This window comes from Robiginitalea sediminis, from assembly GCF_002198115.1.
Lineage (GTDB): Bacteria > Bacteroidota > Bacteroidia > Flavobacteriales > Flavobacteriaceae > Robiginitalea > Robiginitalea sediminis.
The window spans coordinates 1-15539 of the sequence record NZ_NGNR01000002.1 but is presented as its reverse complement, the minus strand read 5'-3'; the positions used below and the strand labels follow the sequence as shown (position 1 = coordinate 15539).

Annotated in this window: 20 protein-coding genes and 1 tRNA gene; 16 read left to right on the top strand and 5 right to left on the bottom strand. The window is 55.0% G+C overall.

Annotation, left to right across the window (positions count from 1 at the left end; genetic code table 11):
- Positions 1-35: 35 nt before the first annotated feature.
- Together CA832_RS06500 and tgt are read right to left on the bottom strand one after the other, a co-directional pair.
- A complete protein-coding gene (locus tag CA832_RS06500) occupies positions 36-1115 on the bottom strand; it encodes an LptF/LptG family permease (RefSeq protein ID WP_088340797.1) in 1080 nt (359 codons plus the stop codon).
- 5 nt (positions 1116-1120) lie between these two features.
- Positions 1121-2251, bottom strand: coding sequence for a tRNA guanosine(34) transglycosylase Tgt (gene tgt, locus CA832_RS06495; RefSeq protein WP_088341378.1), 1131 nt, complete (start codon positions 2249-2251; stop codon positions 1121-1123).
- Positions 2252-2413: 162 nt separating this feature from the next.
- On the opposite strand from tgt, the gene CA832_RS06490 reads away from it, so the two are divergent.
- The 3 genes from CA832_RS06490 to CA832_RS06480 all read left to right on the top strand — a co-directional run bounded on the left by CA832_RS06490 (position 2414) and on the right by CA832_RS06480 (position 4882).
- Entirely contained in the window at positions 2414-3259 is an 846-nt protein-coding gene (locus tag CA832_RS06490; protein WP_088340796.1) for a transketolase, read from the top strand.
- Between the two features lie 16 nt (positions 3260-3275).
- Positions 3276-4232: a transketolase family protein gene (locus tag CA832_RS06485; protein WP_088340795.1), complete on the top strand. Its 957-nt coding sequence runs from the start codon at positions 3276-3278 to the stop codon at positions 4230-4232.
- 80 nt (positions 4233-4312) lie between these two features.
- Entirely contained in the window at positions 4313-4882 is a 570-nt protein-coding gene (locus tag CA832_RS06480) for a porin family protein (protein WP_088341377.1), read from the top strand.
- Positions 4883-4952: 70 nt separating this feature from the next.
- Here CA832_RS06480 and CA832_RS06475 read toward each other — a convergent pair whose 3' ends face one another.
- A complete protein-coding gene (locus CA832_RS06475; RefSeq protein WP_088340794.1) occupies positions 4953-5915 on the bottom strand; it encodes an FKBP-type peptidyl-prolyl cis-trans isomerase in 963 nt (320 codons plus the stop codon).
- 74 nt (positions 5916-5989) lie between these two features.
- On the opposite strand from CA832_RS06475, the gene CA832_RS06470 reads away from it, so the two are divergent.
- From CA832_RS06470 to CA832_RS06460, 3 genes are read left to right on the top strand one after another with little or no spacing between them, the layout of a single operon-like run.
- On the top strand, positions 5990-6361 hold the full coding sequence (locus tag CA832_RS06470) for an RNA-binding S4 domain-containing protein (RefSeq protein WP_088340793.1): 372 nt from the start codon (positions 5990-5992) through the stop codon (positions 6359-6361).
- Positions 6351-6932 (top strand): methyltransferase, encoded by a 582-nt coding sequence (locus tag CA832_RS06465; RefSeq protein ID WP_088340792.1) that lies wholly within the window; start codon positions 6351-6353, stop codon positions 6930-6932. Before CA832_RS06470 ends, CA832_RS06465 begins: the two co-directional genes overlap by 11 nt.
- A gap of 6 nt (positions 6933-6938) precedes the next feature.
- On the top strand, positions 6939-7433 hold the full coding sequence (locus CA832_RS06460) for a phosphoribosyltransferase family protein (protein WP_088340791.1): 495 nt from the start codon (positions 6939-6941) through the stop codon (positions 7431-7433).
- Here the strand turns inward: CA832_RS06460 and CA832_RS06455 are convergent.
- Entirely contained in the window at positions 7425-7940 is a 516-nt protein-coding gene (locus CA832_RS06455; RefSeq protein WP_088340790.1) for a shikimate kinase, read from the bottom strand. The genes CA832_RS06460 and CA832_RS06455 overlap by 9 nt on opposite strands.
- Before the next feature lie 149 nt (positions 7941-8089).
- Between CA832_RS06455 and CA832_RS06450 the strand changes: the two genes are divergently transcribed.
- The 5 genes from CA832_RS06450 (at position 8090) to CA832_RS06425 (ending at position 12072) form a co-directional block, all read left to right on the top strand.
- A tRNA-Lys gene (locus tag CA832_RS06450) sits at positions 8090-8162 on the top strand.
- Positions 8163-8744: 582 nt separating this feature from the next.
- On the top strand, positions 8745-9497 hold the full coding sequence (locus CA832_RS06440) for a CPBP family intramembrane glutamic endopeptidase (protein WP_158211894.1): 753 nt from the start codon (positions 8745-8747) through the stop codon (positions 9495-9497).
- 89 nt (positions 9498-9586) lie between these two features.
- Positions 9587-10408 (top strand): C-GCAxxG-C-C family protein, encoded by an 822-nt coding sequence (locus tag CA832_RS06435; RefSeq protein ID WP_088340787.1) that lies wholly within the window; start codon positions 9587-9589, stop codon positions 10406-10408.
- A 28-nt stretch (positions 10409-10436) separates the two neighbouring features.
- Positions 10437-10865 (top strand): GNAT family N-acetyltransferase, encoded by a 429-nt coding sequence (locus CA832_RS06430; RefSeq protein WP_088340786.1) that lies wholly within the window; start codon positions 10437-10439, stop codon positions 10863-10865.
- Between the two features lie 58 nt (positions 10866-10923).
- On the top strand, positions 10924-12072 hold the full coding sequence (locus CA832_RS06425) for a tyrosine-type recombinase/integrase (RefSeq protein ID WP_088340785.1): 1149 nt from the start codon (positions 10924-10926) through the stop codon (positions 12070-12072).
- 13 nt (positions 12073-12085) lie between these two features.
- Here the strand turns inward: CA832_RS06425 and CA832_RS06420 are convergent, their stop codons facing one another.
- Positions 12086-12388, bottom strand: a complete 303-nt coding sequence (locus CA832_RS06420; protein ID WP_233131746.1) for a helix-turn-helix domain-containing protein — start codon at positions 12386-12388, stop codon at positions 12086-12088.
- A gap of 210 nt (positions 12389-12598) precedes the next feature.
- On the opposite strand from CA832_RS06420, the gene CA832_RS06415 reads away from it, so the two are divergent.
- The 5 genes from CA832_RS06415 to CA832_RS15190 all read left to right on the top strand — a co-directional run.
- Positions 12599-12862, top strand: a complete 264-nt coding sequence (locus CA832_RS06415) for a hypothetical protein (RefSeq protein ID WP_088340784.1) — start codon at positions 12599-12601, stop codon at positions 12860-12862.
- Between the two features lie 213 nt (positions 12863-13075).
- On the top strand, positions 13076-13660 hold the full coding sequence (locus CA832_RS06410) for an N-acetylmuramoyl-L-alanine amidase family protein (RefSeq protein ID WP_088340783.1): 585 nt from the start codon (positions 13076-13078) through the stop codon (positions 13658-13660).
- Between the two features lie 202 nt (positions 13661-13862).
- On the top strand, positions 13863-14411 hold the full coding sequence (locus CA832_RS06405; RefSeq protein ID WP_143542345.1) for a hypothetical protein: 549 nt from the start codon (positions 13863-13865) through the stop codon (positions 14409-14411).
- Positions 14412-14786: 375 nt separating this feature from the next.
- A complete protein-coding gene (locus CA832_RS06400; RefSeq protein ID WP_143542344.1) occupies positions 14787-15233 on the top strand; it encodes a hypothetical protein in 447 nt (148 codons plus the stop codon).
- A gap of 218 nt (positions 15234-15451) precedes the next feature.
- A partial coding sequence (locus CA832_RS15190) for a transposase (RefSeq protein ID WP_233131780.1) occupies positions 15452-15539 on the top strand: 88 nt, incomplete at its 3' end.

The following is a 15539-nucleotide window of genomic DNA, read 5'->3' as shown; positions in this document are numbered from 1 at the left end:
AACTCCGGTTGCCCGGAAAAACAAAAGCCCAGCCCTTAGCGCTTAGCCTTTTGCAGCAGATAAATCCCGACAATACCGAAGAAGATATTGGGCAGCATCACAGCCAGCAGGGGGGAAAACCCGCTCTGCTCGGCCAGGGTGCCGAAGACCTTGTCCAGGAAGATGTAGATAAAAGCCACCCCAATGCCGAAGGCCAGGTTTACCCCCAGCCCGCCCCGTCGCTTCATGGAGGAGACCGCCACCCCGATGATGGTCAGGATAAAGGCGGAGATGGGCAGGGCCCACCGGCGGTACTTCACCAGCACATAGGTATTCACATTGGAGGCGCCTTTGCGGCGCTGGTCTGCGATAAAGCTGTTCAGCTCGAAGAGGTTCTTGGTCTCGGCAATATAGGAGACCGGGGTGAGGTCGTCTATGCGGAAGGCAAAAAGCGTGTCCAGCCGGCGGCGGGTTTCCAGGTACTCGGTCTCCCCCTTCAGGTTGCGGCGGGAATAGGACGTAAGGCGGTAGATGCTGTCCTCCTCAATCCACCGGATGTTGGCCGCGGCCATCTTGTATTCCAGCTCCCCGTCCTCCCCGAAGTGCTCGTAGGTGAAATTGTAGCCGATCTGCCGCTTGGGGTCGAAGCTGCTTACATAAATATAGTCGCTCTCCCCCAGCTGGGTAAAAATGTTGCTGGTAACCCGTTCCTGCCCGCCCCGTTTGAGGTATTTGTACCGGAACTCGTTGTACCCCTTGCTGGCCGAGGGCACGATAAACATCCCCATCATAAACATGATCACGGCAATGATCCCCGCCCCTACCCAATAGGGTCTCAGGAAACGGGCAAAGGACACCCCGCTGGAGAGGATGGCCACAATCTCGGTGTTGTTGGCCAGGCGGGAGGTAAAGAAAATAATGGCCAGAAAGAGCAGGATAGGGAAGAGCAGGCTCCCGATGTAAATCGTAAAGTTGCCGTAGTAGACCAGGATCTCGGAGAGGGGTGCCTCGTTGTCGATCATCTTCCCGATCTGCTCCGCCAGGTTCAGCATAATCCCGATGGGGATAAAGAGCAACAGCAGCAGGAAGAAGGTCTGCAGGTATTTGCGCAAGATGTACCAGTCCAGGATCGTCATACCGCTCAGAGCCTTTTGTCCATTTTGGCCACCATCTCCGCCTTCCAGGGGGCAAAAGTGCCGTCCAGGATCCGGCGGCGCGCCTCCCGGACCAGCCAGAGGTAGAAGCCCAGGTTGTGGATGGTGGCAATCTGCTTGCCAAGATACTCATTGGCGGCAAACAAATGCCGCAGGTAGGCCCGGGTGTATTCCCGGTCCACAAAGGTGTGGCCCATGGGGTCCAGGGGGGAGAAGTCGTCCTCCCATTTCTTGTTTTTGATGTTGATGGTGCCCTCCGAGGTAAACAGCATCCCGTTGCGGGCGTTGCGGGTGGGCATCACGCAGTCGAACATATCCACCCCCAGGGCAATGTTTTCCAGGATGTTCACCGGAGTCCCCACCCCCATCAGGTAGCGGGGCTTTTCCCGGGGCAGGATGTCGCAAACCGCCTCGGCCATGGCGTACATCTCCTCGGCCGGCTCCCCTACCGACAGCCCGCCTATGGCATTGCCAGGGGCCCCGGCAGCGGCAATATATTCCGCACTTTGCTGGCGCAGGTCCGTATAGACCGAGCCCTGGACGATGGGGAAAAACAGCTGGTCGAACCCGTATTTGGGCGGGGCCTTCTCCAGGTGAGCCATGCAGCGGTCCAGCCAGCGGTGGGTCATGTGCATGGAGCGCTCCGCATACCGGCGGTCGCAGGGGTACGGGGTGCACTCGTCGAAGGCCATGATGATGTCTGCCCCGATGGTGCGCTGCAGTTCCATGACGGATTCCGGGGTAAACAGGTGGCGCGACCCGTCTATATGGGACTGGAATTTGACCCCTTCCTCTTTGATCTTCCGGGTTCCCGAAAGGGAGTACACCTGGTAGCCCCCGCTGTCGGTCAGGATGGGGCGCTCCCAGTTCATAAAGCGGTGCAACCCCCCGGCCTTCTCCAGGATCTCCATCCCCGGGCGCAGATACAGGTGGTAGGTGTTGCCCAGGATGATATCCGGGTCTATCTCTTCCCGCAGTTCCCGCTGGTGGACCCCCTTTACGGAGGCAACCGTGCCTACCGGCATAAAAATAGGGGTACGGATAACCCCGTGGGCAGTCTGCAGTTCCCCGGCGCGGGCCTTGCTGGCGGGGTCGGTATGGAGGAGTGTAAAGGCCAAGTCCGAGGGTTTGGGCTCGCGGCCAAAGATACACAACTCCGGGGCATCCGCCCCTTAAGAAAACAATAAAGTTCCACCCCCCGGGGCGTTGATAAATTGTGGAAAGTTGGGTTGCAGGGGCCGCAGAATGCCCGTACTTTTGGAGGGTTTAAATACGCAAGCATGGCTGATATCAAAGACCTTGAGGCCCTGGCCACCCAGGTCCGCAGGGACATCCTCCGGATGGTTCACGCGGTCAATTCCGGACACCCCGGGGGCTCCCTGGGCTGTACCGAATTTATGGTGGCCCTCTACAACGAGATCATGGAGTTGCAGCCCGGATTTGAGATGGACGGGATCGGGGAGGACCTTTTCTTCCTTTCCAACGGGCACATCTCCCCGGTGTTCTACAGCGTCCTGGCCCGCAAGGGGTACTTTCCGCTGGAGGAACTCAGCACCTTTCGCAAAATTGACTCCCGCCTGCAGGGCCACCCCACCACCCACGAGGGGCTGCCCGGGGTACGGATTGCCTCCGGCTCCCTGGGGCAGGGGATGTCCGTGGCCATAGGCGCGGCCCTGGCGAAGAAACTCAACGGGGACTCCCATCTGGTCTACAGCCTCCACGGAGACGGGGAGCTGCAGGAAGGCCAGAACTGGGAGGCCATCATGTTTGCCGGCAGCAAAGGGGTAGACAACCTGGTTGCCACCATAGACCGCAACGGGCAGCAGATAGACGGGCCCACCGAGGAAGTCCTGGCCCTGGGCGAACTGCGGCCCAAGCTCGAGGCCTTTGGGTGGGAGGTCCTGGAGTGCGAAAACGGGAACGATATGGCTGCGGTGGTGGAGGCCCTCAAGACCGCCCGCTCCCGCACGGGGAAAGGAAAACCGGTTGCCCTGGTGATGACTACCGAAATGGGCAATGGGGTGGACTTTATGATGCACACCCACGCCTGGCACGGCAAGGCCCCCAACGACGAGCAGCTGGCCACCGCCCTGGCACAGAACCCGGAAACCCTGGGCGATTACTAACCCGAACACACCCGCAATGACACGCTATACAGACCAAGGAAAACAGGATACCCGCAGCGGCTTTGGCGCCGGGATGACCGAATTGGGGCGCACCAACCCCAAGGTGGTGACCCTTTGCGCCGACCTGGTAGGATCCCTGAAAATCGAGACCTTTATCGCCGAGAACCCGGAGCGATTCTTCCAGGTGGGCATCGCCGAGGCCAATATGATGGGGATTGCCGCCGGCCTGACCATAGGGGGGTACATCCCCTTCACCTCCACTTTTGCGAACTTTTCCACCGGGCGGGTATACGACCAGATCCGCCAGAGCATTGCCTATTCCGGCAAGAACGTGAAGATATGCGCCTCCCACGCGGGCATTACCCTGGGCGAGGACGGGGCCACCCACCAGATCCTGGAGGACATCGGCCTGATGAAAATGCTCCCGGGGATGACCGTCATCAACCCCTGCGACTTTAACCAGACCAAGGCGGCCACCCTGGCCGTGGCCGAGCACCAGGGGCCGGTGTACCTGCGCTTCGGCCGCCCGAAGGTGGCCAACTTCACCCCGGCAGACCAGGTGTTTGAAATCGGGAAGGCCGTGAAACTGTCGGAGGGGAACGACGTTACCATCATCGCCACGGGCCACCTGGTATGGGAAGCCCTCAAGGCCGCTGAAGCCCTGGAAACCCAGGGAATTTCTGCAGAAGTCATCAACATCCACACCATCAAACCCCTGGACGAAAAAGCCATCCTGGACTCCGTTGCCAAAACCGGCTGCGTGGTCACCGCCGAGGAGCACAACATGCTGGGCGGGCTGGGGGAAAGCGTGGCCCGTACCCTGGCCACCCACCACCCTGCCCCTCAGGAACTGGTGGCCGTCCGCGACAGTTTCGGTGAAAGCGGTACACCGGAGCAGCTCATGGCCAAATACGGGCTGGACAATAAAGCCATCGAAACCGCCGTTTTTAAAGCTTTAAAACGAAAAGCCTGATTTTGGTACCGTTTTTGCGCCTCTGGGGTTCATAACCCAGGGCCTGTTACCATCTGAAGGCCCACTAAATGAACACCCTTATGAAACGTACACTGATTGTATGCGTGCTGGCCCTGACCAGCATGGCTGCCTTTGCGCAGAAAGATCCCGGTTTCGGGGTCAAGGCCGGGCTGAACTTCAACTCCAACGGCGACTACAAATTCGATTCCGCCCCCAACCTCAGCTCCGACACCAAAATGGGCTGGCACCTGGGCGTGTTCGGCCAGTTCGGAGACAAGGTCTTTTTCCGCCCGGAACTGATTTACACCAAGACCAGTTCCGAATACGACGGCGCGGACTTCGACATGAAAAAACTGGACCTGCCCCTTCTGGTAGGCCTCCGCATCCTGGGGCCTCTGAAGGTTTTCGCCGGGCCGGACCTGCAGTACATCCTGGACACCGACTTTGAGGACGTGACCCTGGGAGACCTGGAGAACGACTTTACCGTAGGCCTGCACATCGGGGCCGGGGTAGACCTCGGGAACATCGGGATAGACCTGCGCTACGAGCGCGGCCTCTCCTCCAACGAGGCAGCCTTTGTGAACCTGCCCGACCAGCGGCTCGATACCCGTACCAGCCAGTTTATCCTGGGGGTATCGGTCAAACTCTGAGACCGGGACATTCCATTCAAATAAAAAAACCCTGCCGTTGGCAGGGTTTTTCTTTTAGGGTATCCCGGGTTTAGGAATCCCGGTCCAGATAGTCCGGGGTACCGTCCCCGTCCGAATCCGGGAAGGTGATATTCCCCTGAGCGTCAATTTCGATTTCCTCCCGGGTGGGGCGTCCGTCGCTGTCGTCGTCCGTATCCAGGAAGTTGGGCCTCAGGATGGCCGTAAAGGCCTGTAATTCCTGGGCCTCATCCGTATTGTCGTCGTAGAGGTAGCCATTGTTGTTCAGGTCCTCCATAATATTCGGGATGCCGTCCCCGTCCGAGTCCGTATCCTCCACCACCAGGCCCAGGTCCACCCGGAAAATCAGGGGGGAATAGGCGATAATCCCGGTGCTGGTATCGCTGAAATACCCCAGGCCCGAAGGCAGGATAAGCAGGCCCACGCCCCGGTCGTCGATCTCGCTGGTCCCATCCGGGTTTACCACGAGAGACCCCAGGGTCCCGGAGGAAAAATGCTTCATGGCTTCCTGGTACCCCCTCAGGAAAAAGGGGAGTTCCTGCCACTGGAAATTGGGGTTGGCATCGAAGGAGCGCCCGTCCAGGTAACTTCCCTGGTAGCGCACCAGCACCGAGTCCCCGATGGTGGGGCTTACCCCTACCCCATCGCGGACACTCAGGTAATAGAGCGTATGGGCCACATTGCCCAAATCCTGGTCTACCCCTACCTGCTCCGGGGTAATCTGGATGATTTCGGTCTGCATCTGCTCAATGAGCGGCGTCTTGTCTGCGTTGTCTCCCGCCAGGGTATCGATCCGGATCTGATAGTCGAAACCGGCCGGGGGGTTATCGAACTCCTCGTAATTGTAAAAGTGGGTCTGGAGGAATTCCCGGATGTCCGCATCGTTTTCCAGGGCTACCTCATCCAGGTCGCGCGGGGGTACCGTACTACCGGGGAGGATGCCGTCGTCGTCATTGCGGCAGGAGGCTAAAAGGAGTGCCGCGAGCAATCCGAGGCCTAGGTTTTTCAGGTTCATAGCCATTTTCTATAGGCCCGCAAGATACTATTTTCCCCTATTTTTGCGGAAGGCATTAACAAAGAATTTGGCCCATGCGCATCGATAAGTACCTGTGGTGCACCCGATATTTCAAAACCCGCAACCAGGCCACCGAGGCCTGCCGGAAGGGCCAGGTGCGCATAGACGGGCAGGTGGTGAAACCCTCCCGGGAAGTGCTGCCCTCCGACCAGATTACCCTGCGCCGCCAGCAGCTGGACCTCAGCCTGAAGGTCCTGGACATCCCGCCCCAGCGGGTCGGGGCCAAATGGGTGGGCATTTACCGGGAAGACACCACCCCGGCCGAAGCCCTGGAGCAGCACCGCCTGATCCAGACCACCCGCGAATACTACCGCAACAAGGGCACGGGCCGGCCCACCAAGAAGGACCGGCGCGACCTGGACGATTTTATAGACGATGGGGACTAAGGCGTTTTGGGAAGGCCGCTATGCGGCAGGCACCACCGGCTGGGACATCGGGTACGCTGCCCCGGCCCTGACCGCCTATGCCGACCAGCTGGGCCGCAAGGACCTGCGGATATTGCTACCCGGGGCTGGCCACGGGTACGAGGCAGAATACCTCCACCAGGCCGGTTTTACCGATGTCACCGTCCTGGACATTGCCCGCGCCCCCCTGGCGGAAATCGGCCGGCGGGTACCCGGGTTCCCGAAAGAGCGCCTGGTGTGCCAGGACTTTTTCGACTACCGGGGCGGGCCCTTCGATCTGGTGCTGGAACACACCTTTTTCTGCGCCCTCCCGCCAGAGGAGCGGGACCACTACGTGCGCCACATGCACGGGCTGCTGGCCCCGGGCGGGCGGCTGGCCGGCCTGCTCTTCCAGTTCCCGCTCACCGAAAACGGCCCGCCCTTTGGCGGCTCGGCCACCGAGTACCGCAAGCGCTTCGGGGGCCTGTTCCACCTGCACACCCTGGAAACCGCGCGGAATTCCATTCCGCCCCGGGCAGGGAACGAACTCTTTTTTATCTTTGAGAAGAAATAAACGGCCATGGAAAACCGCATCCTATCCCACCAGCAGGTGCAGTACAAAATAAGGCGCATCGCCTACCAGATTTACGAAGCCCATGTGGAGGAGCCGGAAATTGTCTTGGCCGGCATCAAAGGGGGCGGGCTGGAGTTCGCCAAAAAGATCAAACGGGTCCTGGAGCAGATTACCCCTGCCAAGGTGGTGTTGTGCCGGGTGGAAATGGACAAGAAAGACCCCTTAAGCGGGGTAAAAACCATCCCGGGGCAGGAATCCTACGCAGGGAAACCGGTGGTGATCATAGACGATGTGCTGTATTCCGGCGGGACCCTGATCTATGCCGTACACCACTTTTTAAAAACCCCGCTCAAGCAGCTGAAAACCGCTGTGCTGATAGACCGGAACTTTAAACGTTACCCGGTAAAAGCAGACTTCAAGGGGCTGTCCCTCTCCACCTCCCTGCAGGAGCACGTGCGGGTCGATTTCGCAGCCCGCAACCATGCCGTGTACCTAGACTAGCAGGGCGCGGATTTCCGAAACCACTTCCTCCGGACCCAGGTGGTCCGCAATAATGGTGATGGGCGCCTTCCCGTAGAAGGGGGCCCGCTCAAAGAGGTGTTTGCCGATAAACTCCGGGAGTTCGGCATCGGGCAGGTGGGCAATAAGCGGCCGCTCCTGCTTCTCTCCCTGCAACCTACGGGTAAGCGCCCCTACTGAGAGCTGCAAGTAGACCACATGGGGCGTATGGGCCAGCAACAAATCCATATTCCCGGCATAGCAGGGCGTACCCCCTCCCAGGGCCAGAACCATCCCGGCCCCTTCGGCCAGCAACTCCTTAAGCAGTTCGTGTTCGGTACGCCTGAAAAACAGCTCGCCCCGGGTCTGGAAGATCTCCGGGATGGTCTGTTCGATCCGGTTTTCGATGTACCGGTCGAAGTCCACAAAGGGGATGCCCAGTTGCTGTGCCAGGGCCTGCCCCACGGTCGATTTCCCGCTTCCCATATAGCCTACAAGGGCAATTACCATGCGCGTTGCTTTTGAAAGTCCGCCCCAAATATCCGCCTTTTCAGGCAAAGGAGAAATTTATTCCCCTTTCACTTGAAAAATGACAAATACATTTTATATTTGCACCCTCGGAACCGCAGGTGCAGCGCGGTTCTTTTTTTGACACTCCTGACTTGGTAGCTCAGTTGGTAGAGCATCTCCCTTTTAAGGAGAGGGTCCTGGGTTCGAGCCCCAGCCAAGTCACGATCAAGCGCAAAACCCGCCTCAAATGAGGCGGGTTTTTTCGTTTCGGAGCAAGGCCAAGCTCGCTTGAGTCTTGCGGTCGGAACGAAAAAACCGCGCAGTTGAAAACTGCGCTGGTTTTGCCCCGATAGCTATCGGGGTGCAGGACGGGAGTGCTGGGTCGGCTGAGCGCAGCGAAGCCAACCCCAGCCACTGGGGCTCAAATTCCATCCCGATAGTTATCGGGACTAAATTCCAAATTCCATTCTTTCCTGCCAAGAGGCAAAGCGAAGTCAACCCCAGCCACTGGGGCTCAAATTCCATCCCGATAGTTATCGGGACTAAATTCCAAATTCCATTCCTACCAAGCGAAGCCAACCCCAGCCACTGGGGCTCAAATTCCATCCCGATAGTTATCGGGACTAAATTCCAAATTCCATTCCTACCAAGCGAAGCCAACCCCAGCCTTCTTTAATGTGCTAATGTGTTAATGTGGAAATGGGTCGGTTTGAAGTTGGTTTCAAAGACTTTCCCTGGTCCTACCCCTGGTAACATTCCTTCTCTGAGATCGTCGGTTCCTTATACATGCCATCCTTGAGGCTTATGGAACGCAGCTCAATTAAAGAAGCAACCCTTTTCTCTACCCTGGTCCTGGTTCTTAGTGCCCTAATCTGTTATGCCGGTTTTTCCTCCGGGAATAAAAACCTCTCCATCCTGTCGGTCTTTACCCCTTCGCTGGTGGCTTTGATCCTCACTGCAAAGGCCTCAGGGCGCAAGGGGCTGCATGCGCTGTTCATACAACAAACCTTCAGGCGAACCCATCTTTTATGGCTGTTGCTTTGCCTTCTTGGTATCCCGATGCTGGCCGCCCTTGCGGTACTTACCGAACTGGGGTTTGATTTATCCCATTTTCAGCTGCGCACCACCCAAATACTGCCCCAATCTGCTGTTATAATCCTCATCGCACTTGGGGAAGAATACGGGTGGCGGGGTTACCTGTTCCCAAAACTGAGGCAGCGATTCAATGTCCTTCTTTCCGGTATTTTGGTTGGATTGGTTTGGGGGCTCTGGCATTTTCCCGCCTACCTGATAGGCACCGGGGTACCCCTGGATATGGAATTTCCCGTTTTTTTACTTTGGGTACTCCTGGCCTCGATAGTTATAGGCTGGATTTATTCCCGCACCGAAAGCGTGCTGACCTCCATCCTGGTGCACATCGGTGCCAATGCCGCGTTTAACTACCTGCAGCTCCTGCCGGAGTTTACGGGTTCCATGCATACCTTCTGGATCTTCCTGCTCTACATGGCCATCCTTACAGGGCTACTCTACTCCCTCCGGAGGAAGGACTTTAAATAAGCAGCTGAGGGGTATACAGCCGCCCACTGACCCAAATCATTGACGCACAGCACTATTGTTTGTAACATGAGGGTTCTAAGCGCCTAGTCATGAACCCTGCTGTAGCTCAGCCCACCGATGGCAAAAAAGTCTTTAAGGAATTGGGGACCTGTTCCCGGACCTTCCATTTTTTACTGAACCGGGAATTCGGGCATAACCGCCCCGGGGAGGAACGCGCCTCGGATACCCTGGCCGGGGGCATCCTCCGGGAAGGCCACCAGTGCGGTATGCTCTGGGGCGCCTCCCTGGCCATAGGGGCCGAAGCCTACCGGACCTGCAAGGACAGGGACCAAGCCATCCGGGCAGCCGTTGCCGCTACCCAAACCGTGATGCAATCCTTCCGGGAACGAGAGGGGACCATCAATTGCCGGGAGATTACCCATTGTAATTTTTCCAGCCGGTGGAGCTTTGCCAAATACATGATTACCAGGCGCTATCGCCACTGCTTTACCCTGGCCCAGGAGTGGGCCCCCAAGGCGGTACAGGCGGCCCGGGAAGGCCTTCAGGCCTCCGGGCAGGCAGGCCCCTGCCGCAGCTGTGCCGCGGAGGTGGCCGAGCGCATGGGTGCTACCGAAGAACAAGCCATTATGGTATCCGGTTTTGCAGGGGGGCTGGGCCTGAGCGGCGGAGGGTGCGGCGCCCTGGCCGCTGCCGTCTGGATGCAGGCCCTTAAATGGAGCCGGGAAGAAGACCGCTCCCCTTACGACAACCCGGACTCCCAACGGACACTGGAAACCTTCCTGCAGGCCACCCATGGCAAAATGACCTGCCGGGAAATCAGCGGAAAACGCTTCCAGACCGTGGATGCCCACACCCGATTTTTGGACCAGGACGGCTGCGATGCCCTGATGAAGGTCCTGGAGATGGGCTAACCCCCGGCAGATTTACGTACCTTTCCGTATGACCCTAGCATTCGTATCGCCGGAGGACCTCAGCGCGGCAGACCTCCGGCAGATTTCCGACCTGTTCCGCCAATTGAACCCGGAGCTGCCCCAGCAGGATGTCCCGGCCCTGCTCGCCTCCCCTAACCCCCCATTGCTGGTGGTTTGCCGGGACGGGGGAAAAATTATCGGGATGGGGACCCTCTGCCTGTACACGGTTATTTCCGGCCGCAAGGCCTGGATAGAGGACGTGGTAGTCGATGCGACAGCACGGGGCAGCGGACTTGGCCGCCGGATTATGGAGGCCCTCATTGGCCGTGCCCGGGAAGCGGGCGCCCGGGAGGTGCTGCTTTTTACCGGCCACCACCGCGAAGCGGCCCACCGCCTGTACCTGAGCCTGGGGTTTGCCGAAAAACAGAGCCGGCTGATGCGCCTGGCCCTGGACTGATTTTCCCGCCTGCAATGGGGATGCAGCCCCGGAGGTTACCTTTTCTCAAAACGCCGCCATGGCCCGAATGACCCTTTCCACCTTTTTGTACGAAGGGCGGGAGCACCTGCGCATTGCCTTTCCGTATACCTATGCTGCAAAGGAATGCGTCAAGTCCTTTCCGGGCACCCGGTGGGATGGAGCACTGGGGTGCTGGTACCTGAAAGACCCCGCTGCCGCCCCGGAGCTGATCCGCCATTTAAAAAACCATGGCCACCAGGTAACCTTCGATGCTTCCCAGCCCGCCGGCCCTCGGAGGCCTCAGGCGCTGCCCCCTGCCCAGCCCCTGGTGGAAAAGTTCGCGGATTTCCTGAGGGCCCGCCGCTACAGCGCCAGCACGGTGGGGACCTATGCCTCCCTGGCGGGTCAGTTTTTGACCTTCCTGGGCCACACCCCGGCGGAAGCGGCCACCCAAGCCGATGCCGAGGCCTTCCTGCAATGGTTGGTGCTGAAACGGCGCATCTCCATCAGCACCCACCGCCAGGCCATCAGCGCGCTGAAACAATGGGTGGTTTTCCTCCCGGAATGCCGCCTGGAGCCCGAGGGTCTGGTGCGCCCCAGAAAAAGCCGGCTGTTGCCCAAAGTCCTTAGTACGGCAGAGGTGGTCCTGCTGCTGCAGCATACCCGCAATTTGAAGCACCGTGCCATTACGGCCCTGATGTACGGCTCCGGCCTCCGGGTGGGGGAACTGCTCGCCCTGCGGCTCGATGCTCTGGATGTAGACCGCAGGCAGCTGTTTATCCGCAGCGGGAAGGGCCGCAAAGACCGCAGCGTTATCCTGGCCGAGCGGCTCATCCCCCTGCTGGAAAACTACCTGGCCACTTATGCCCCCAGGGAATACTTTGCCGAGGGCGCCCCGGGGCAGCCCTACAGCGCTACGAGCATCAGGGTGTTTTTGAGGCGCAGTGCCAAACGGGCTGGGATCCTGAAACGCGTCACGCCCCACACCCTGCGCCATTCCTTTGCCACCCACCTGTTGGAACAGGGGGTAGACATCCGCTACATCCAGGAACTGCTGGGGCACGCCCGCCCGGAGACCACCATGGTCTATACCCACGTCTCCCGCCAGGACCTGCTGAACATCCGCAGCCCCCTGGACCGCATTTTTGAAGGCAACACCCCTGTGCCTCAGGCGGACGGTCCGTTTCGGCTGGAGGATAGAAAGTAAATACGGTATGTCGTCAGACTACTTTGTAATCCACCTGATCCACCTGAACGCTGAACTTGATTTTCGCTTGCAGGGCTTCAAAAACCTTAAGTATGGTACCCAGGGTTACGTTCTTGGTATTCCGCTCCAGCTTTGAAATCTGCGCCTTTTTTACCCCAATCATTTTACCCAATTCTTCCTGGGTAAGGTTGCGCTCCTTCCGGACGGCCTTAATCATGTCGGCCAACACTTCTATTTTGAGGTCAAACTCATATAGATCCCGATCCGGGGTGCCCACGGGGCCGAGGTGCTTATCCTTGATCTGATCCAGGGTCATTCGTTTGGAGGTTTGAAGCTGTGTTGACACATTCGTTCCCATTCCCATAAATTACAAAATGTTTCCATAAAAGGAAACATCTGTGAAGCCCACGTAGTTCGAAATGTAGATTTCGATAAAGTACAGTAAACCTTCGTTTATCCCGGAGGGGTGGGTTGGGGATATATGCTATCTTTATTTGCATAAAACAAGTTGGCAACAAGCACGCGAATGGCATTTTACAAAAGAGAATGTCCTGAATCTCGAGGTGATGAATTTGACCATTGGGGTTCTTCAATTTGGTATTTTGAAACCAGGGAAAATGGAATGCCAATAAAACAAATTGAGATTTACTCGAATGGCAAAGTCTTAAAATATGATGAAGCTAATCCCGAGGATAAATATGGCTTCTTAGGAGATCAAGAACTAGACTTGGATGAATTTAAAGAGTTCACTATATCAAAGGATGAATTTGAGTCTATCTGGAATAAATAGTTGCCCGTTGCCAACATCGGGTATGCCCCATGGCTACCACTTCCCCAAAACAAAATTCCCTACTTTTAAGAAACTGTAATTCATCCTCAGGAAACTTCCCGGCACCAGCGGGGTTTCGCTATGAAACCATCTTCGGCGAAACACTCCGCTGCAAACGCCACGGATGCATACCCTGGGGCGTTGGCAATAATTATTCATCAAAATTAAAAACCCATGAAAAATTTATTAAAGGTTCTCGGAGTTGGCATTTTAGGAGTTATTATGGCATTTACAACATCCGATAAAAAGACTATTGTAATTGATGTAAGTCACGGTGGCTTAGACAGCGGAATTGCTGCAAATAGTTATAAGGAAAAAGACATCACTCTTGAAATTGCGAATAAGATTAAGGCCTTGAACGAAAGCTCAAACATGGAAATCATCTTAACTAGAGAAACCGATGAATTCCTTTCCATTCATGAACGTGCGGAGCAAATCAATGAACTAAACCCTGATTTCGTTATTTCACTACATGTAAATTCAGCAGCAGATAAGGAAAGAATGGGTAAGGAAATTTTTGTAAGTGACAAGAACATTCAAAAGGACAAGTCAGGTGATTTGGCCATCAGACTATTCTATGATTTCAACGATAGTAATGTTCAAATTAAAAAAGCGGATTTCCATCTTCTGGAAAATGTAAAACACCCGACTGTTTTGATTGAACTAGGATACCTAACCAACAATAATGACCTGGAATTGTTGACTAGTGAAAAAGGACAAATGGAGATCGCAAAATCGATTCTTAGTGCAGTAGAATAACCATTGCCAACATCGGGTATGCTCCATGGCTGCCACCTCCCCAAAACAAAATTCCCTACATTTAAGAAACTGTAATTCATCTCCAGGAAACTCCCCGGCTCCAGCGGGGTTTCGCTATGAAACCATCTTGGGCGAAACTTCCCGCTGCAAACGCCACGGATGCATACCCTGGGGCGTTGTAACACATTAAGAAAGAACCTTAGTGAAGATTAAGGAAGCATTTTCCAATGCCGGTTCATGGGCCCTTGTTAGTATTACCATAATAGGGGTCGTCCTTATTTATTCCGGACTCGGAGGGCGTGGAAGTTGGAATACTCCTGGAGGGAGGAACTATTATGTTTTTGCAATAGGATTGGTTCTCATTTTACCCTTTCTTTTTCTCATGGTTAAGAGTAAATTTCAAATTAGAAGGTTTAAGCAGACCGAAAAGCATAGAATAGAAGGACTACTTAGTACCGGAATGAAAATAATGGTCAATTTGGAGAACCTCACTATTTATACAAATAGTTATTTAGAAGAGATAGAAGTTGGTAGCGGCAATCGTAAACACAATAAACAGATAGATATAAATCATAACGTTATTCTTCTTGAAATTCCATACAAGGATCGCATAATTCCTTATCGCGTCGACATCAATATGGATCCGACTAAGCTTAAGATGCATTTAAATCTAAAAGCTGAAACAGAATTATACGTGGATCCAAATAATCCAAATAATCATTATTTGGACCTGAGATTTTTACAGGGGTAAGAACGTGTTACAACATCGGGTATGCTCCATGGCTGCCCCTTCCCCAAAACAAAAATCCCTACATTTAAGAAACTGTAATTCATCCTCAGGAAACCGCCCGGCATCAGCGGGGTTTCGCTATGAAACCATCTTCGGCGAAACCTCCCGCTGCAAAAGCCACGGAGGCATACCCTGGGGCGTTGGCTACAATTTATGAAGTACTCCTTTCTATTATTCGTAACATTTACTCATTTATTCTCCTTCTGCCAGAGTATAATGCCAAATGTTGATTCTTTATCCAAGGAGGACATTCCCATAAGATTATCCTACTTGTCTAAGCTCAACGATTCCATATTACCAGATTATAATTTTCTCTCTAAAACCGTACTCGAAAAGGTGGAAAAGGAGGACCAAGTGAGAATACGGACTTTAATGGAATCTTATGAATGCGCCGTACAACGCTTGGAATCTGAGTTCCGAAATACTCAAAGATGCACATTTGACAATCGCTTCATCTTTGCTAAAACCAATACGTGGCTTGCCATTCAGGAGTTTTATTCCTTTCCATCCTCCTATTCCATCTTCCAAATCATTCAAAGGCATTGTGAAAAGCATGACCCCAATGAACTGATCTTAAAACTGAATGAGAAATATCGATCCATCCTAACAAAAGAACTTGAACTTTTCCAAGAAATGAGATCAGTTGTCATCAGATCTAAAGAAGCCTATGGAATCCCTCCGATTTTCCAAAATACTTCCATCAATGAGCTTACTAATTATGACATGTTTGATATGGCGGACTTGCTAATGTTTTCTCTTAGCTGTGGTAGAACACAACTGTAGCCAACATCGGGTATGCTCCATGGCTGCTTCCTTCCCCAAAACAAAATTCCCTACATTTAAGAAACTGTAATTCATCCTCAGGATACTCCCCGGCACCAGCGGGGTTTCGCTATGAAACCATCTTCGGCGAAACACTCCGCAGCAAACGCCACGGATGCATACCCTGGTGAAGGCTTCCCTGTTTTTCGGACAGTTTAAAAATCAACTATTTTTAGATCATGAAGAAGAGCAGATTCACAGAAACGCAGATTGTTTCCATGCTTCGCCAGTATGATGCGGGTATGAAGGTCACGGACATTTGTCGGG